This is a genomic window from Luteitalea sp. TBR-22, assembly GCF_016865485.1.
GTDB lineage: Bacteria > Acidobacteriota > Vicinamibacteria > Vicinamibacterales > Vicinamibacteraceae > Luteitalea.
The window spans coordinates 3,252,043-3,269,442 of record NZ_AP024452.1; the positions used below are offsets into that span (position 1 = coordinate 3,252,043).

Genomic DNA, 17,400 nt, shown 5'->3' on the forward strand with positions numbered 1-17,400 from the left:
TCACCCCACGAGGGCCTTCGCGGCCACCTCAGGATCTGCCGGGCATCACTGACCGTCGACCTGAAGGTCGACGGTCACGAAGAAGATCGACGGCCACGAGGCCATGCGGCCATGCCGTTCGTGGGCGTCGAGCTTCAGCTCGACGCACGGCCGACGGCCGAATGACGACGGCCGTCAGGCGCCGCCGTCGGCGTAGCGGGCCTTGATGGCGGGCAGCAGGTACTCGTCGAAGGCGCGGTCGAAGTCGTAGGCCGGGGCGAAGCCCCAGTCGGCACGCGCCGCGGAGTCGTCGACGTCCTCGGGCCAGCTGTCGACGATGCCCTGCCGCTTGGTGTCGATCTCGAAGCCGATCTGCGCGTCGGGGAACGCGTGCAGGACGCGCGCCCGGATCTCCTCGGCCGACGGGTTGAAGGCACCGATGTTGTAGGCGGTGCGCGTCAGCTCCCAGCGCGGCGCCGCGGCCAGCTTGAGCAGCGCCTCCACGGCATCGGGCATCGCCATGAACGGGATGCGCGTGTCGGGCCGCACGAAGCAGTCGTAGGCCTCGCCGCGGGCCGCGGCATGCAGCATCTCCGGCGCGTAGTCCGACGTGCCTCCAGAGGGCAACGTCGCCGCCGAGATCAGTCCCGGGAAGCGGATGGCACGGAAGTCGACCCGACTCGCGGCAGGCGCCGCGGAGAGCTGCTTGTAATGCCGGGCGTAGTACGTGCCGAGCAACTCGCAATACAGCTTGTTACAGCCGTACATCGTCGTCGGCGTCGTGTGCTGGTCCTCGTTGACGCGGCCGGCTGCCTTGCGTGTCTCGGCATCGGGCAACCCGTAGGCCGCAATGCTGGACGGATAGACGAACACCACCGGGCGGCCGTGCGACTCGCCTTCCTTCTGCGCGAACTCGAGCAGCGTCAGGGTGCCCTCGACATTCACCTGGTGCGCCATCACCGGCGTGAACTCGGAGCGCGTCGACAGCAACGCCGCGAGGTGGAAGACCAGGTCGATCTCGAACTCGGCCAGGATGCGCTCGAGCAGCGCCGTGTCGAGGATCGACCCGGTGAACTCCCGCGTCACCAGCCGGCCGATCTCCGGATCGAGTCGCGTCAGGTCGAGCGTGACGATGCGTTGACGGCCGGAAGCAGCGAGGCGGGTGATGAGGCCGTGGCCGATCTCACCGCCCGCGCCCGTGATGAGCACGACGGGTTTGCGCAACATGGATGTCCTTCAGAGGAGCCCGCGGGTCCCGAGGGCCTCCTCGAGCTGGTCGACCAGCGTGTCGAGGAGGGTGGCGACGGCGCCGACGGTCGACGGCTCGGCGAGGTCGATCCCCGCCTGCTGCAACAACGCCATCGGGTAATCGCTGCCGCCGGCGGCCAGCAGCTCCAGGTAGCGGGCGATCGTCGCCTCGCGCACCGCCGGGTCGCCGTCGCGCAGGCCCACGAGCAGGCGCGCGCTCGTGGCGTAGCAGGTGGCGTACTGGTAGACGTAGTACGGCGAGCCGAAGAAGTGCGGGATGCGCGCCCAGGTCACGCGCGACAGCGCGTCGTAGTCGATGGCGTCACCGTGGTAGGCGCGCAGCGTCTGGTCGTACAGCGCGCTCAGCCCGTCGGCGGTCACCGGCTCGCCGGCTTCCACGAGACGATGCGCCTGCAGTTCCCAGTCGGCGAACATCACCTGCGTGAAGAAGGTGCCGGTGATGCCGTCGATCGCATGCTGCAGCAGCACGATGCGCTCGAGCGGGTCGGTCGCGTGCGCGAGGCGGTAGTCGAGCAGCAACGCCTCGCTCAGCGTCGAGGGCACCTCGGCGACGAAGATCGTGTAGTCGGAGTACACGAAGGGCTGCCGCTCGTGCGACAGCACCGTGTGCATCGAGTGTCCCATCTCGTGGGCCAGCGTGAACGCGGCGTCGAGCGTGTCGTTGTAGTTCATGAGCACGTACGGGTGCACGCCGTAGACCGGCGCCGAATAGGCGCCCGAGCGCTTGCCGTCGTTCTCGTAGATGTCCACCCAGCGACGGGCGAAGCCGTCGGCGAGCCGCTGCTGGTAGGTCGGCCCGAGCGGCGCCACCGACTCGACGATCCACGCGACCACCTGCTCGTACGGGTAGTGCTCGCGGAAGTCGACCAGCGGGATCGAGCCGTCGTACAGGTGGTACGTGTCGAGCTTCAGTGCGCGGCGGCGGAGCTTCTCGTAGCGCTGGAAGGCGCCGACGTTGGCGCGCGCCGAGGCGATCAGGTTCTCGACGACGGCCACCGGGATGTTGTCGCCGTGCAGCGCGGCCTCGAGGGTCGTCGCGTAGCCACGCGCCCGGGCCTGGTACCAGTCACGCTGCAGCACGCCGTTGTAGAGCGCCGCGTAGGTGTTGATCGACGCCTCGAAGGCGCCGTGGTGCGCCTCGAACGCCCGCGCGCGGTCGGCCTGCACGCGGTTGGTCGCCAGCAGCGCGCGATAGCGCGGGTAGGTCACCTGCACCTGCTCGCCGGTGCTCAACTCGATCGTCGGGAAGCGCATGTCGGCCGTCGACAGCGCCTCGTAGGCGTCGTCGGGCACGCGCGTCAGCTGCGCCGCCAGCGACAGCAGGTGCTCGCCACGCTCGTCGAGGACGTGTTCCTGCTGCCGGAACAGGTTCTCGATCATGAAGCGGTAGACGGCCAGGCCGGCATCGGCGTCCATCCAGGCACGCAACGTGTCGAGTGGCACGGCCAGCAGTTCGGGGTTGAACCACGCCGTCGCCTGGCGCCACTGCGCGAACAGCAGCTGCACCTGTTGCCGGCGGGCCCCGACCGCGTTGTCGCGCTGATCCTCGTCGTGGGCCAGCGAGGCGAAATACCAGACCTTGTAGGCCAGCTGCCCCATCGTGTCGGACTCGCGCAGGGCCTCGAGCAGCGCACCCGGTCCCGAGGCCAACGTCCCCTTGCGCGTCGCATAGCCGCGGACGCGTCCCTCGAGGTCGTCGAAGGCGGCCTTCCAGGCCTCCCACGACGGGAAGATGTCGGCGAGGTTCCAGCGTTCCGCTTCGGGCACCTCCGCACGCGCCCGGGAGCCTCCGGGAGCCGAGGCGAACGTGGTATCGAGCGTGGGGTCCGGCACGAAGACAGTCACGGCGACGATCCTACCGGAAGGGCGTCTGGACGGGCTACACTGCCCCCGGCACGCGGAAGGCGGCGTGGGGCGCCGCGCGCGTCCGGTCTCCGACCGCCACCGCTGCCGGCACGTGACGAGTCACGGGAGGGCCGCGTGTGCCACGCGGCCGAGGCGAGGATCGACGTGGATCGCAACGACTACATCCTGTTCAGCGGTGGGGCCCCGGGGGCCGAGGCGGAGTTCGGCGCGCAAGCGGAGCGGTTCGGCATCGAGGAGGTGAACTTCGGCTTCGAAGGACACATCGCCGTGCGCACGCGCGGCCTGCGCATGCTCAACCACGAGGAGCTCAAGGCCGGCGACGTGAGCCTCGCCTACGTGTCGCAGCTGATGAACCGGCGCTACACCGACACGCCGACCTTCCGCAAGGTGCTCCAGAGCATCTGGTATCAGGTCAACAGCGGGCAGGAGATCTACGTCGTCGGGACGATCCTCCCCGACAACCACGTGAAGGGCGGCACCGGCTGGGGTGCGGAGTTCGCCAAGCTGTGCAACAAGCCGCTGCACGTCTTCGACCAGGAGAAGGAAGGCTGGTTCACCTGGGACGACCGGCAGTGGGTGGCACGCACCGGCGCCGACCTGCCGAAGATCGAGCACGTGCACTTCACCGGCACCGGCACCCGCACCCTGACGCCGGCCGGCACGGCGGCGATTGCCGCGCTGTTCCAGCGGTCCTTCGCTCCGTGATGCGGCGCGCCGTCGTGTGCGCCCTCGCGGCGCTGCTGCTCGCCGCCGCGTCGGCGTCGGCACAGACGGCGGTCGGCGACCTCACGCCGCAGGCGCTCGACGCCGCGCTGGCGGCGGGTCCCGCCGGCGCCGAGGCCGAGCGCCTCGCCGAACGCGTGCGCGCGTGGTTCGGCGGCCGCGAGGCGCTGCTGGCCGGCACGGCCGCTCCGAAGATCGACGGGCGACAGGTGGCATGGGCGCTGGAGGTGCCCGTGCCGCTGGCCGCCGACGCACCGGTGCCGATCGTCGAGTCCGACGGCGTCCACTTCACCAGGCGGCTCGTCCGCATCGGCACGACCGGGGTGCATGCGGTGGTGGCGACGCTGGCGCATGGCGATGCCTTCAGCTGGCACTTCGCCAATGGCACGCAGCGCCTCGGCGGCGGACAACTCGAGGTGTACGAGGTCCACGCCGACAGCCTCGAGCACCCGGGCGTACCGCGCGGCGTCACGACGGCGCAAGCGCCCTGGTCCAGCACGATCTTCGCGGGCACGACGCGCGACTGGTGGGTGTACGTACCGGCGCAACATCGGCAGGACGTGCCGTCCGCGGTGATGGTGTTCCAGGACGGCGCCGGCGTGCGGACGTGGGTGCCTACCGTGCTCGACAATCTGATCGCCTCGGGCGACATGCCGGTCACCGTCGCGCTCTTCATCAACCCGGGCACCTTCGCCGACGGCAAGTCGAACCGCAGCGTCGAGTACGACACGCTGTCGGACCGCTACGCCCGCTTCCTCCTCGAGGAAATACTCCCTGAAGTCGAGAAGACGGTGACCCTCCGGCACGATGCGGCCGGTCGTGCGATCGTCGGCGCGAGTTCGGGGGGCATCTGCGCCTTCACGGTGGCGTGGGAGCGTCCCGACGCGTTCAGCAAGGTCGTGTCGTGGATCGGCAGCTTCACCAACATCGCGAGCGGCGCCACCCTGCGGGAGGGCGGCCACAACTACCAGGCGCTGGTGCGCAAGACGCCGCGCAAGCCGATTCGCGTGTTCCTGCAGGACGGCGCCAACGACCTCGACAACGTCCACGGCAGCTGGCCGCTGGCCAACCAGACGCTGGCCAGCTCACTGGCGTGGGCCGGCTACGACTACCGCTTCGAGTTCGGCAAGGGCTTCCACAACAACCGCCACGGCCGCGCGATCTTCCCCGACACGCTGCGGTGGCTCTGGCGCGACTGGCGTTCCACGCGGAGGTAGGGCGGGGTGTCCCACCCCGCCGTTGGCGGCTTGACGGCGCGGTCGGAGACCGCGCCCTACCTGGAGGCTGGCGGGTCGAGATGCCCGCGGTGGCTATCGCCCATCTCGATGCGGCGATGCGGGAAGTACTCCTTCCAACGTCGCTCGACGAGCGCTGCGGTGTCGGGATCGCACTCCACTTCCTTCGGGAACCACGGCTTCATGCGCGCGTCGATGAGGATCGGCGGCGCGTAGCTGACATGGTGGCGCACCACGCGCTGCGACGCGGCGTGGATGTCGGCCGCCGGCTCGAAGCGCGTGAACGTCGTCCACAGGAAGTTCATGTCGCTGGCAGTCGCGCGCAGCGGCTCGTCGCTCAGCACCACGAGCGGCCAGTCGGCAAAGGCCGGATGGGCCACGAGGCGCGCGGCCGCCTCGGGCTCGTCGGCATACGACGGCCCGTCGATCACGAGGCACCCAGGGCAGTAGACGCGTGCCGTCGTGACGCCCTGTGGCAACTCGGCGGAGTGGAACGCCTGCGGCAGGTCGCGCACCGGCGCGCCGAGGCCCATCAGCACGCCCTTGGAACCCTTGTTGACCATGGGGCCGGTGTAGTCGAGCGTGTCCATCGCCGTGTGGCTGAAGACGTAGAGGTCCGTCTCCGGTCGCGTGCGCGCCAGCACGTGGGTGAGCGTGGCCCGGAAGTCGCGCAGGTCCACGTCACCGTCGGTCAGCAACAGGAACTTCGTCAGGGCGAGTTGCCCCTCGCCCAGAATCCGGAACGCGCTGCCCAGCGCCTCGCGTCCGTAGCGCTCCCTGACCACCGCGGCGGCCAGGGAGTGGTAGCCCGTCTCGCCGTAGCTCCAGAGCTGTCGCACGGCCGGCATCACCAGGGGGAACAGCGGCGACAGCAGGTCCTGCAGCAGGTCGCCGATGAAGAAGTCCTCCTGGCGGGGCTTCCCCACCACCGTCGCCGGGTAGATGGCGTCGTGCCGGTGAGCGAGGCGGCGGACGCGGAACACCGGGTAGTCGTGCTGCAGCGAGTAGTACCCGTAATGATCGCCGAAGGGGCCCTCGGGGTGCCGCACGTGCGGGGCCACCTCGCCGATGAGCGCGAACTCGGCGTCGGCCACCAGCGGATGCGGCGCCGCGCCTTCGACCAGCGGCAGGCGCTTGCCGGCGATCAGCGAGGCCAGCAGCAGTTCCGGCACGTTCTCCGGCAGCGGCGCGATCGCCGAGAGGATCAGCGCCGGTGGCCCGCCCAGGAACACCGTGACCGACAAGGGCTGGTCGCGCTGCTCGGCCAGCTGGTAGTGGAACCCACCGCCCTTGCCGATCTGCCAGTGCATGCCGGTGTGCGAGGGCCCGTGCACGTGCATGCGGTACATGCCGAGGTTGTGGCCGTGCCCGTCGGGATGCTCGGTGTAGACGAGCGGCAGGGTCACGAACGGCCCGCCGTCCTCTGGCCACAACTGCAACGCCGGCAGTTGGTCGAGGCGCACCTCCGACGTCATCACCTCGGTGACGGGGCCGCGCTCGACCCGCCGCAGCCCGACGCGCGCGGCGGCCGTCGCCAGATCGCGCGCCTGCCACAGCTTGGCCGGGGTCGGCGGCATGTCCTGCACCAGCCGCACCAGGCCCTTGATGAAGGCCAGGGGGTGGTCGCCGAAGGCCTGCGCGGCCCGCGACGGGGTCCCGAACAGGTTGGTGACCAGCGGGAATGCCGCGCCCTTGACGCGCGTGAACAGCAGCGCCGGGCCGCCGGCCGCAATCACCCGCCGGTGGATTTCGGCGACTTCGAGACGGGCATCGACCGGGGCGTCGACGACCACGAGGTCGCCGTCGCCCTTGAGCCGACGCAGGAAGCTGCGGAGATCGGGATGAGCTGAGGACACGCTTACCGGGGATCGGCGGGCGCCGATGGCTTGCCCATCTCCTGCGCCAGCTTCACCAGCGCCCGGGCCACGGCCATCCGCGCCGCATCAGGGGAACTCTTGCCGAGCGCCTGCGCCACCTCGGCGTAGGACAACCCGAGCTCTACCCTTGCGACGATCGCCTGGCGGTCTTCGTCCCGGAGACGCGACAACGCGCCTTCGTAGCGCTCCACGGCCTGGGTGCCGATGGCCGACTCGAGCGGCGACGCGGTGTTGTCGGTGTGCTGGTCGGCCTCGAGCTCCTCGGGGGCCGGTCGCCGCTGCGCGCGCCGCACCTCGTCGCGGATACGGTTGATCACCGCCTGCCGGAGGTAGGCATGCAGCGCCCCGTCGTGCCGCATCTCGAAGCCCTTGAGGCGCCGGAAGGCGTGCACCAGTGTTTCCTGCACGAGATCCTCGGTTTCGAGCAGGTCGCGGGCGTACTGAGGCAGCCGCCCGCGCGCCCACCGTCGGAGGGGCGGCAGGTACCGGCTGAACAGCAGGTTGACCGCCTCCGCATCGCCCTGCTGGGCGCGATTGAGCAGTTCGACCGTGGCATCGAGCGCCGGGTCGTTGTCGAAGGCCTCGTCGTCGGTGGGAGGGATACCGGGCGCGTCAGTCATGGTGCGTGGGAGGGGGAACGGTGCTGGCGGCGAGGGCCCGAATGCCTTCTCGATCTAGACGGTAGGTCTGCCATTCGTCAAGGGGAATTGCCCCGAGTCGACGATAGAAGCCGATGGCCGGTTCGTTCCAGGTCAGCACGGCCCACTCGAGACGGCCACAGCCCCGGGCCTCGGCCAGTGCCGCCACCCGCGCCAGCAGCGCACGCCCGACGCCAGCCCCTCGCGCCTCGGGCACCACGAACAGGTCCTCGAGGTGGATGCCGGGGCGGGCCAGGAACGTGGAATACGTCTGGAAGAACAAGGCGAAGCCGACATCCTGCCCGTCGACGGTGGCGATGAGCACCTCGGCCGCCGGACGGGGCCCGAAGAGCGTGTCCCGCAACCCGTCGTCGGTGGCCAGCACTTCGTGCCGCAGGCGCTCGTAGTCGGCCAGTTGCTCGATGAAGCCGCGGATGACCGGCACGTCGTCGCTGGTGGCGACACGAATCAGGATCGAGACAGGGGTGGAGGACTCGGGCACGTCGGGTACGTCGGCAGGAGGAGGGTCGTAGCCCGCGCACTGCGACCGCGGCAGGGCCGGATACTTCGGGAAGCGCGCGTCGCGCTGCGAGCGCCGGCACAGGACGAACATCCCACCACGGGACGACCGCACGACCTGAGCCTGCAGGCACGTGCCGCATTCCCCTGCCGGCACCATACTACAATCGCTCCATGACAGCGGTCACCGTGCACCGGAGCTCCAGATGAGCTCCTCGACGGCCACGACGCGAGGCATTCGCGTCAGCGTGGACGCACGCTTCTCTCCCGAGCACTCGAATCCGGAACGTCAGCACTGGTTCTTCCTGTACACGATCCGCATCGAGAACACCGGCGATCTCACCGTCCAGTTGCAGAACCGCCACTGGATCATCACCGACGGAGACGGCCGTGTCGAGGAAGTTCGCGGCCCGGGCGTCGTCGGCGAGCAACCGGTGCTGATGCCGGGCGAGGCCTTCGAATACACCTCGGGCTGCCCGCTCGCGACCCCCCTCGGCTCGATGGTGGGCACCTATCAGATGGTGACGCCCACCGGCGAGACCTTCGACGTCGACATCGCGAGGTTCGATCTCCGCGGGCCGTACACCGTTCACTGACGGCCGTCGTCATTCGGCCGTCGGCCTTGCTCTTCGGGCCTGTCCTGTTGCGCCGTCGCCCTTCGACGTTCGGCTGACGGCATCGCGGCATTCGTGATGGCCGGTCAGCCGCCGAGCGGCTGGATCGCGATCACGTATTCCTCCACGACCCGCCCGCCGATCAGGTGCTCGTCGATGATCCGATCGAGCACCGGGGGATCGCAGGCACCGTACCAGGTGCCCTCGGGGTAGACCACGGCGATCGGACCGCCCAGGCAGATCCGCAGGCAGTTGGCCTTGGTGCGGGCCACGCCTCCCTGGTCGGCGAGGCCGAGCGCGAGCAGGCGCGCCTTGAGGTGGTCCCAGGCGACGATGGACCGCTCACGGTCGCAGCACTTGGGCTTGGCCTGATCGCAGCAGAGCAGGATGTGCCGTCTGGTGGCCGGCAGACCGATGGCCTCGGCCTTCCGACGCTGGGCCTCGAGCACGTCAGCGGGCAACGCCCCACCGTGTGGCATCAGTAGAGGACCGCGCCGGTCACGCGCACCCAGTAGATCTTCTCGGCCGGGGTGGTCACCGGCGGCTTGCCGCTGTTCTCGGCGGACCGGGCATGCTCGGCGTGCGCCTCCCGGACCGGCGAGGTCGCGATCTCCTCGAACGTGCCCTGCGCCGACACCTTGCGTCCCACCGCTTCCTTCGGGAACACGATCACGCCGTCCTTCGCCTTGAAGCGCACGCCCCGGCCGAGGGCAGGATCCCCGATCTCGATCCAGCACCCCATCGACTGGCAGACCTGCGTCACCACGCCATCCACGCGCACGGTCTTCCCCGTGTGCGCGGTCGGCTTGTCGAGCAACGCGGCAATGGGGACCGCCCGCTTGGCCGTCACGCCCTCCCCATACACCTTGCCGGCGTCCTCGGCGGCGCGCGTGGTCGGGGCTGCGAGCAGGCCGGCAGCCAACAGCAGGACGAGGGTGGCGAGGCGACGAGGGGACGAGGCTGGACGCATGCGTCGATTGTTGTGGCGAGGGAGCGCGGCGTCAACCGCCCCTGGCCACCCGCCGCGCAGGCCGACGTACCGACGGCCCTGCCTGTCGGTTCAACGACACCTCGCGCAGGCTGTCAGGCGCTGGCGCCAGGACGGCCGCGCCCGCATCACGGCCGATTCCTGCTGATACGACGGGAATCGGCCCGCGGGCGAGCGGCATGAATGCGCTCTGCCGAGGCTGGCACCCGCTTTGCTCGATTGAGGGATCGAGCACGGGAGCCGGCGCTCCCGGGAGGCACAGGACACCATGAGCACAGTGCAGGCCACGTCGGCGACCGCCGTCCAGGATCTGGCGCAGACGCTGATCAAGACCTTCGATGCCAACAGCGATGGACAGCTCGGGCAGGACGAGTTCGGCTCGTTCCTCACGCAGTTGATGGGCGGCATCCAGACGGCCAACGGCACGCTGTCGGCCTCCTCGACGCAGGCCACCGGGCTGCAGACGCTGTCCAAGGGCGCGCTGCGTCGCGACCTGTTCGAGGGCTTCAACTTCGACCGCGAGCAGAACGTCGAGAAGTCCGCCAAGGACGCCTTCGCAAGCCTGGCAAGCGCGGCAGGCGCCGTGCCGGCCACCAAGACCGAGGCCGAGAGCTGGTTCAACGCCAACATCAAGCAGGGCATGGAAGCCCTCGGTCACAAGATCGACTGGGTGAAGGGCGACAAGTTCCAGTTCAGCAACTGGCAGGGCACCTGGGAGGTCGATTTCGTGCGCGGCGCCGACGGTCCCAACCCCGCCTTCACGTGGCTGGCCGACCCGGCCGGCGCCAGCCATACCTAGGCGACGACCCGAGGCTCAGGGTGCGGGGCGCTCGGCCCCCGTGGCCCTGGCCCTCGGCACGACTCGAGATCGGGAGCGGGGCACCCCAGGCCCCGACGTGCGGGACGATACGTGAGCATCGCCTGCAGGACGCGGCGATCGACTCCCCGGTGACCGCCAAGCCACTGGCCCGCGAGGCCCGCTCCCGAGCGCATCGCGCGACTCTCCCCCACCGCCCCGGCGCTCGTCGCCGCGGGCGGATTCTTTCTGCGGCGATCCGGCCGACACCTGTGTACGCCCCTGGCTCCCGGAGCGAGACCGCGGCACACCCGTGCGCAAACGACGAAGGGCGGCGCCTCGCGCCGCCCCCGGGTCCTGCCGCTCGTTCCGGTGCGCGGGCTAGGCGACCGAAGCCGAGCGCCGCTCGGCCGAGCGGTTGGCGTCGCTGCGGGCCAGCAGGCTCACCACGAACGGCTCGCCGTCGATGTCGAAGGTCACCCGCGTCACGGCTTCGCTGCCAGGCACGCGAATCGAGTAGTCGCGGCCCTCGACGACCGCGGGCAGCGACAGCTGGCAATGCCCGTCGAGCAGCGCCTTGACGTTGCCACCGGTCATGTTGGTGAGTTCGCCCACCGCGTCCTGCATGTCCTCGAGCGAGGCCGAGGCCTCGGGCACCTCGAACATGACCGCCGCCGCCCGCCGCGCCACGTGCTCGGGCACCTGCAGCACGAGGGCGCCGGCCCACGCACCGGTGATGTTGATCACCCCGTCGAGCGTCCGCCCTCCGGGCATCGGCGTCACGGGCGTGTCGTGAGGCGTCGCCTCGAGGTTCAGGGTCGCACCCCAGATGTACTGCGTCAGGGAGATGATTTCCTGCTCCAGGTACTGCATGGCGTCTCCGTCCTCGGGCTAGGCCAGGGCGCGCAGCGCCGGCTGCGGCTCCGAAGAGATGCGGTAGCAACCGGTCTTGCTGTACGGCAGCCGCTCGAACCGGTCGTCGAGGTTGCGCGTCGTCTCGGCGGCGCCCAGGAAGAGGAAGCCGTCCTGGCGCATCGCCGTCCGGATCCTCGAGAGAATGGCGCTCTTGTCGACCGTGTCGAAGTAGATGAGCACGTTGCGGAGGAAGACGATGTCGGGCGCGGTCATGGCCGGCAGCGGCTTCATCAGGTTCAGGTACTCGAAGCGGACCATCGAGCGCAGCTTCTGGTTGATCTGCCACTCGAGGCCCTTCTTCTCGAAGTACTTCACCAGGTGCGTCGCGGGCAGTCCGCGGTTCACCTCGAGCTGCGAGTAGAGGCCGTTGCGGGCGCGCGTCAGCACGTCGGTCGAGATGTCGGTGGCCAGGATCTCGACCGTCCAGTTGGCCAGTTCCGGCATGTCGAGCAGCGTCATCGCGATCGAGTACGGCTCCTGTCCCGTCGAGGACGCGCCGCACCAGATGTGGAGTCGCCGGGTCGCGCGACGGGCTTCCATCATCGCCGGCAGGACTTCCTTCCGCAGGACCTCGAAGGGCTCGATGTCACGGAAGAAGATGGTCTCGTTGGTCGTCATCGCCTCGACGACCTTGACGTGCAGCGGGCCCTTGGGACCGACCAGCTTCGCGATGAGTTCTGCCGACGAGGCGAACCCTTCGCGTCGGGCCAGCGGGCTGATGCGCGCCTCGACCAGGTATTCCTTGCCCTGCTCGAGCACGATACCGGCTTCCGCGCGAATCAGGGTCCGGACGATGTCGAACTCTGCCTGGGTGATCGCCATGCTCACACCACTTCCGTGCGACGGCTGTCGCGGGGGATCACCGGCTGGGATGCGATCCAGCCGGTCGTCGTAGTCGCAGTCACGCGCCGCGTGATCTCTGCGGCGATGTCCGGCAGCGGCAGCACCTTGTCGGCGAGCCCCGCGCGGACGACGAATCCGGGCATGCCCCACACGACGCTGCTGGCCTCGTCCTGTGCCAGGACCTGCCCTCCGGCATCGCGGATGCCCTCGCACCCGCGCAGCCCGTCCTGCCCCATGCCCGTGAGGATCACCCCCAGCGTGCGGTGGCCGTAGAGGGCCACCACCGACCGGAACATGGGATCGACGGCGGGCCGGCAGGAGTTCTCCGGCGGGTCCTGGTTGAGTGCCACGCGCACCTCCGTGCCCTGGCGCTCGAGCACCATGTGGTAGTCGCCGGGCGCGATCGTCACCGTCCCCGGCGTCACGAGCATGCCGGGGGCGCCTTCGCGTACCTCGAGGGGCGATTGCTGGTTCAGTCGCTCGGCCAGCAGCCGCGTGAACATCGGCGGCATGTGCTGCGTGATCACCACCGGCACCCGCAGGTCGGCCGGCAGGGACGGGATGAGCGCCGCCAACGCGTTCGGCCCTCCCGTGGACACGCCGATGGCGACGATCGACGGGCGCGCGTCGCCGAGATGCGACGGGCGAGCCGACGTGGCGGCGCCCCGGGGCGCCGGGGGAACGGGCGGCGCGGTCGGCCTTGCAGCCGCCACCGGCACCACGATCCGGCCCGCCAGCGTCTTGATGCGCGGGATCAGGTCCTCGCGGACGCGCTGCTGCGCGAGCGCCACGCTGCCGACGTTGGCCGGCTTGGTCACGTAGTCGGAGGCGCCCGCCGCGAGGGCATCGAGCGTCGCCGTGCCGCCACGCTCGGTGAGCGTGCTGAACATGATCACCGGCAGCTTCGGGTACGTCGGCCGCAGCGCGCGGACGGTCTCGATGCCGTTGAGCTCCGGCATCTCCACATCCATCGTGACGACATCGGGATTGACCTGCGGGATCTTCTGCAGGGCGATGCGGCCGTTGGCCGCGGTGCCGACCACCTCGATCTCGGGATCGTCGGCCAGCGCATCGGAGACCAGTCGCCTCACGACGACGGCATCGTCCACGATGAGCACACGGATGCGGGACATGGCGGGAGGCTTTCGGGATCTACTGGGTCAGTCCGAGCAGGCGCAGCTTGTCCGCGATCACGTCGCGCGTGAAGGGCTTCATCACGTACTCGTTGGCGCCGGCGCCGAGGGCGCGGGCCATCTGCGACATCTCGGTCTCGGTGGTCACCATCATCATGCGGAGGTTGGCAAACCGCGTGTCCTGCCGCACCGCCTCCACCAGCTCGAGCCCGTTCATCTCCGGCATGTTCCAGTCGACCAGCGCGAGATCGGTGTCCTCGTGCTGCTGCAGGTGGGTCAGGGCCTCGCGGCCATGCCCCGCCTGTGCGACCTCGAAGCCGAGGTCCTGCAGCATCCGGGACAGCATCAGGCGCATGGCCCGGGAATCATCAACGACGAGTGCTTTCATAATCTCATCCCTGCACGGTGACGCGCGCGGCGGGGCCGCCGGGTGTCCCTGGATACCCTGCCGCCTTGGCGCGCAGGGCCACGACCTGTCGATGCAGCAACTGACGGCCCGCCCGCCGGAGGCGCGCGTCGAGGTGCACCTGCGCCCGGCCAGCCCGCCCCCACAGCCTCGCCGCCATCTCCTCGCGGCGGGCCCGTTCACGCGCGTACAGTCCGACGATGGCCGGCACGAGCGCGCGCTCCCTGTGCCAGGCGGTCCAGCCTTCCACCGCCGCGTCGACCAGGCGACGGGCCGCGGGCACGGCCGACTCGCGCGCCGTCAGGGCCGCGTCCTGCCGCGCCCGGATGTCGTCGATGGTGAAGACCCGCGCCTCGATGTCGGCGTCGACGTTGCGCGGCACGCCGAGATCGCAGACCACCAGGCGCGATGGCCGGTGGCCCTGGCGTGCGGACGAGGCGCTTCCGGCGAGTGCGAGCATGGCGGAGGTCAGGACCGGCACCGAGGTACCGGTCGCGCCAATTACAACATCGGCATCGGCGAGCCAGTCCTCCAACTGCGGCACCACCGCGCCGCGGCCGCCGACGTGGGTGGCCAGCTCGGTGGCCCTGCCCCGATCCTTGCTGACGATCGTCAGGTCGTAGATGCCGCGCTTGGCCAGGTGGCGAGCCACGTCGGTCGCCACGGCGCCCGTCCCGATGATGCTCACCCGGCGGGCCAGCGGCGCCGCGTACGCGAGCTGGTGCGCGACACAGCCGCCGATGCTCACGTGCCCGCGACCGAGCGCCGTCTCGCGCCGCACCCGCTTGGCCACGGCGAAGGCCTGCTGGAAGGCGCGATGCAGGACGGGCCCGAGCGTGCCGGCCTCGCGGGCCTGGTCGTAGGCGCGCTTGACCTGGCCATTGACGTGGGCATCGCCGAGGATGGCCGAGTCGAGTCCCGCCGCCACGGCGAAGAGATGGCCGGCGGCCGCCGCGTCGACGTGGCGCGTCAGCAGGCACGCCGGATCGGTCGCGCGTGCCGTCGGGCGGTCGCGCCGCAGCAGCTGCAGCCAACGCGCGGCGGCGTCCTGGTGGTCGACCACCAGGTAGAACTCCGTGCGGTTGCAGGTCGAGAGGATGGCGGCCTCGCGCAGCCCCTCGACTTCGCGGGCCCGCGCGAGCAGGGCGCGCGCCGCCGGCGCGTCGTAGGACAGGGCCACCCGGAGATCGAGGGCCGCCTGACGGAAGTCGACGCCGAGCAGGACGAGGGACATGACGGAGGCGGCTGGGGGAACCGGGGCGGCCGCTGGGGCCGCCCCGACGAGGGCGATCAGTAGCGGAAGCGCGAGATGAGCTGCTGCAGCTCGGAGGCCATGCGCGCCAGGCCCGACGCCGCGTTCTGCGAGTCGGAGGCGCCGTCGCTCGTGCTGCGCGCCGCCTGGGCGACGCCTGTGATGTTCTGCGCGATCTCGGCGCTGCCGCGTGCGGCCTCGGTGACGTTGCGGGCGATCTCGTTGGTGGTGGCCGTCTGCTCCTCCACCGCGCTGGCGATCGTGTTCGAGATGTCGTTGATCTGGTTGATGATCGCGCTGATCTCGGCAATCGCCTGCGTCGCCCCGCGCGTGTCGCCCTGAATCGCCTCGATCTTCTGGCTGATGTCCTCGGTCGCCTTGGCGGTCTCCTTGGCCAGCTCCTTGACCTCGTTGGCGACTACCGCGAAGCCCTTGCCGGCCTCGCCGGCCCGCGCCGCCTCGATGGTGGCGTTGAGGGCCAGCAGGTTGGTCTGCTGCGCAATCGAGGTGATCACCTTGATCACCTTGCCGATCTCGGCGCTGCTCTCCCCGAGCTTGGCCACGGTGCTGTTGGTGGTCTCGGCCACGCGCACCGCCTGCGTCGCCACCTTGGCGGCGTCGTTGGCGTTCTTGGCGATCTCGCGGATGCTCGCGCCCATCTCCTCGGTGCCGGTGGCCACCGTCTGGACGTTGCGCGAGACTTCCTCGGAGGCCGCCGACACGACGTTGGCCTGCGCGGAGGTCTCCTCGGCGTTGGCGCCCATCTGCGTCGCGACCGCCGTGAGTTCCTCCGACGAGCTCGCCAGGGTCTGCGCGTTGTGGGCGATCGCCCCGACGCTGGCGCGCAGGTCGGCGAGGAACTTCTGCAGCCCCTCGCCCATCTGGCCGATGGCGTCGGCGCCGTGCACGGGCACCTCGCGCGTCAGGTCGCCGGCCGCCGCGGCATTGACCACGTCGAGGATCGCGTCGACCTTCTGCTGCAGCTCCTGCGCGGCCTGCCGCTCCCGCTCCCGCGACAGGCGGGCTTCCTCGGCCAGTCGCACGCTGTCGGTGATCACGGCCCAGCTGACCATCGTGCCGACGTACTCGCCCTTGTGGTCGCGGACGGCGCTCACCTGCAGCTCGAGGGTCTCCTCGCCGAGGCGGATGTTGGCCTTGTGCGGCAGGTTGGTCGGGTCGGCGAGCATCCGGCGCTGGTGCGACGGGTTCTTGTGGAAGATGTCGATGTTCTGCCCGAGGATCTGGTCGGCCTTGATGGGCAGGAGGTGTTCGATGGTCTTGAGCGTCGCCTTCGAGGCGGCATTCACGTAGCGGATGCAGAGGTCGCGATCCGCGTACATGATGTTGATGGGCGCGCTCTCCATCATGCTCATCACGCGCGCCATCTCGGCCTCGAGCTTCAGCTTCTCGGTCACGACCGCCCAGGTCGCCATCGCGCCGATGTAGGCGCCGGCGCGGTCGGTGACGGCGTGGACCTCGAGCTCGAGGGTCTCCGGACCGACGTGGATCTGCGCGTGGTACGGCAGGTTCTTCGGGTCGGCGAGCAGCCGCCGCTGGTGCGCGGGGTTCTTGTGGAAGACGTCGATCGACGTGCCGATCATGTCGTCGACCTTGACGGGCAGCAGGTGCTCGAGCGTCCTGAGCGTCTGCGTCGACGCCGGGTTCATGTAGCGGAGCGTCAGGTCGAGGTCCACGTACATGATGTTGATCGGCGCGAGATCGAGCATCGCCGTGTTGCGCGCCAGCTCGTCCTGGATCGTCGCGAGCTGCTCGCGGTACTTCGCGACCTCGCTCTCCCCCGCCACTGCCTGCGCCGCCGAGATGTTCTCTTCGGCGACGGCCGCCATGACCCCGCCCTTGAACCGACCGTTGGCCATCGAGGACTCCTTCTTGCGGGAACGCGTCCCGCCCTGCGGGACCGGGCGCGGCGTCGTGGCCGCGGCCGTGGTGTTGACGACATCCGACTGCAGCGGCGCGACCGCCGCGATCACTTCGGCCACCAGTGGCGCCGGCACCCCGACCTCGGCGAGGGCGGCCGACAGGTGCGTGGCGACCCGCCCGAAGTCCTCTGCCGTGATCGCCAGGTGCGCGTGCGCCGTCTTCATGTCGCGCCCCCGGTACACCTGCGGCCCGCCGAGCGCCTGGATGAAGAAGGCGTTCTGCCGGCCCTTGAGCCAGCGCATGTTGACGCCGGCGAAGTGGGGCGCGAGGGCCTCGTCGGCCAGGACGCGCACGTAGAACGCGTCGACGGCCGCCTTGATGGCCGGCACGCCGCCGAGGCGCTCGAACAGGGTGGTGAGCGGCACGGCCGCCACGGTCGCAGTGGACATCGGGGGGAGCTCCTTGT

17 protein-coding genes are annotated in these 17,400 nt (G+C 70.1%); 4 read left to right on the top strand and 13 right to left on the bottom strand.

Annotated features, from left to right (window positions below; genetic code table 11):
• Nucleotides 1-174 precede the first annotated feature (174 nt).
• Nucleotides 175-1,206 (bottom strand): NAD-dependent epimerase/dehydratase family protein, encoded by a 1,032-nt coding sequence (locus TBR22_RS13345; RefSeq protein ID WP_239488333.1) that lies wholly within the window; start codon nt 1,204-1,206, stop codon nt 175-177.
• Between the two features lie 9 nt (nt 1,207-1,215).
• Nucleotides 1,216-3,093: an oligoendopeptidase F gene (pepF, locus tag TBR22_RS13350; protein ID WP_239488334.1), complete on the bottom strand. Its 1,878-nt coding sequence runs from the start codon at nt 3,091-3,093 to the stop codon at nt 1,216-1,218.
• Between the two features lie 159 nt (nt 3,094-3,252).
• Here pepF and TBR22_RS13355 point away from each other — a divergent pair, with 159 nt between their 5' ends.
• Both TBR22_RS13355 and TBR22_RS13360 read left to right on the top strand, forming a co-directional pair.
• The gene (locus TBR22_RS13355; protein WP_370651524.1) at nt 3,253-3,819 is read left to right on the top strand and encodes a hypothetical protein; all 567 of its coding nucleotides are present in this window, start codon (nt 3,253-3,255) and stop codon (nt 3,817-3,819) included.
• Nucleotides 3,819-5,054: an esterase family protein gene (locus TBR22_RS13360; RefSeq protein ID WP_239488336.1), complete on the top strand. Its 1,236-nt coding sequence runs from the start codon at nt 3,819-3,821 to the stop codon at nt 5,052-5,054. The genes TBR22_RS13355 and TBR22_RS13360 overlap by 1 nt, the downstream gene beginning before the upstream one ends.
• A gap of 56 nt (nt 5,055-5,110) precedes the next feature.
• Here TBR22_RS13360 and TBR22_RS13365 read toward each other — a convergent pair whose 3' ends face one another.
• The 3 genes from TBR22_RS13365 to TBR22_RS13375 are packed head-to-tail and all read right to left on the bottom strand — an operon-like array spanning nt 5,111 to nt 8,221.
• On the bottom strand, nt 5,111-6,928 hold the full coding sequence (locus TBR22_RS13365) for a UbiD family decarboxylase (RefSeq protein ID WP_239488337.1): 1,818 nt from the start codon (nt 6,926-6,928) through the stop codon (nt 5,111-5,113).
• A 2-nt stretch (nt 6,929-6,930) separates the two neighbouring features.
• Nucleotides 6,931-7,569, bottom strand: a complete 639-nt coding sequence (locus tag TBR22_RS13370; protein WP_239488338.1) for an RNA polymerase sigma factor — start codon at nt 7,567-7,569, stop codon at nt 6,931-6,933.
• Nucleotides 7,562-8,221 carry a GNAT family N-acetyltransferase gene (locus TBR22_RS13375; RefSeq protein WP_239488339.1) on the bottom strand — a complete coding sequence of 220 codons (660 nt, stop codon included), beginning with the start codon at nt 8,219-8,221 and terminating at the stop codon, nt 7,562-7,564. The genes TBR22_RS13370 and TBR22_RS13375 overlap by 8 nt, the downstream gene beginning before the upstream one ends.
• 91 nt (nt 8,222-8,312) lie before the next feature.
• Between TBR22_RS13375 and apaG the strand changes: the two genes are divergently transcribed.
• Complete coding sequence (gene apaG / locus TBR22_RS13380; protein ID WP_239488340.1) at nt 8,313-8,702, top strand: Co2+/Mg2+ efflux protein ApaG; 390 nt, start codon at nt 8,313-8,315, stop codon at nt 8,700-8,702.
• Nucleotides 8,703-8,806: 104 nt separating this feature from the next.
• Here the strand turns inward: apaG and TBR22_RS13385 are convergent, their stop codons facing one another.
• A complete protein-coding gene (locus tag TBR22_RS13385) occupies nt 8,807-9,199 on the bottom strand; it encodes a ferredoxin (protein WP_239488341.1) in 393 nt (130 codons plus the stop codon).
• The gene (locus tag TBR22_RS13390; protein WP_239488342.1) at nt 9,199-9,690 is read right to left on the bottom strand and encodes a DUF4920 domain-containing protein; all 492 of its coding nucleotides are present in this window, start codon (nt 9,688-9,690) and stop codon (nt 9,199-9,201) included. The genes TBR22_RS13385 and TBR22_RS13390 overlap by 1 nt, the downstream gene beginning before the upstream one ends.
• A 286-nt stretch (nt 9,691-9,976) precedes the next feature.
• Between TBR22_RS13390 and TBR22_RS13395 the strand changes: the two genes are divergently transcribed.
• Nucleotides 9,977-10,507 carry a hypothetical protein gene (locus tag TBR22_RS13395; protein WP_239488343.1) on the top strand — a complete coding sequence of 177 codons (531 nt, stop codon included), beginning with the start codon at nt 9,977-9,979 and terminating at the stop codon, nt 10,505-10,507.
• 378 nt (nt 10,508-10,885) lie between these two features.
• Here TBR22_RS13395 and TBR22_RS13400 read toward each other — a convergent pair whose 3' ends face one another.
• From TBR22_RS13400 to TBR22_RS13425, 6 genes are read right to left on the bottom strand one after another with little or no spacing between them, the layout of a single operon-like run.
• Nucleotides 10,886-11,377, bottom strand: coding sequence for a chemotaxis protein CheX (locus tag TBR22_RS13400; RefSeq protein WP_239488344.1), 492 nt, complete (start codon nt 11,375-11,377; stop codon nt 10,886-10,888).
• 18 nt (nt 11,378-11,395) lie between these two features.
• Nucleotides 11,396-12,241 carry a protein-glutamate O-methyltransferase CheR gene (locus TBR22_RS13405; protein ID WP_239488345.1) on the bottom strand — a complete coding sequence of 282 codons (846 nt, stop codon included), beginning with the start codon at nt 12,239-12,241 and terminating at the stop codon, nt 11,396-11,398.
• A gap of 2 nt (nt 12,242-12,243) precedes the next feature.
• Nucleotides 12,244-13,395 carry a chemotaxis response regulator protein-glutamate methylesterase gene (locus TBR22_RS13410; RefSeq protein WP_239488346.1) on the bottom strand — a complete coding sequence of 384 codons (1,152 nt, stop codon included), beginning with the start codon at nt 13,393-13,395 and terminating at the stop codon, nt 12,244-12,246.
• A 19-nt stretch (nt 13,396-13,414) separates the two neighbouring features.
• Nucleotides 13,415-13,750, bottom strand: coding sequence for a response regulator (locus tag TBR22_RS13415; RefSeq protein WP_239488347.1), 336 nt, complete (start codon nt 13,748-13,750; stop codon nt 13,415-13,417).
• A gap of 37 nt (nt 13,751-13,787) precedes the next feature.
• Complete coding sequence (gene hemA, locus TBR22_RS13420; RefSeq protein ID WP_239488348.1) at nt 13,788-15,035, bottom strand: glutamyl-tRNA reductase; 1,248 nt, start codon at nt 15,033-15,035, stop codon at nt 13,788-13,790.
• Nucleotides 15,036-15,091: 56 nt separating this feature from the next.
• Nucleotides 15,092-17,383: a methyl-accepting chemotaxis protein gene (locus tag TBR22_RS13425; protein WP_239488349.1), complete on the bottom strand. Its 2,292-nt coding sequence runs from the start codon at nt 17,381-17,383 to the stop codon at nt 15,092-15,094.
• Between the last annotated feature and the right edge of the window lie 17 nt (nt 17,384-17,400).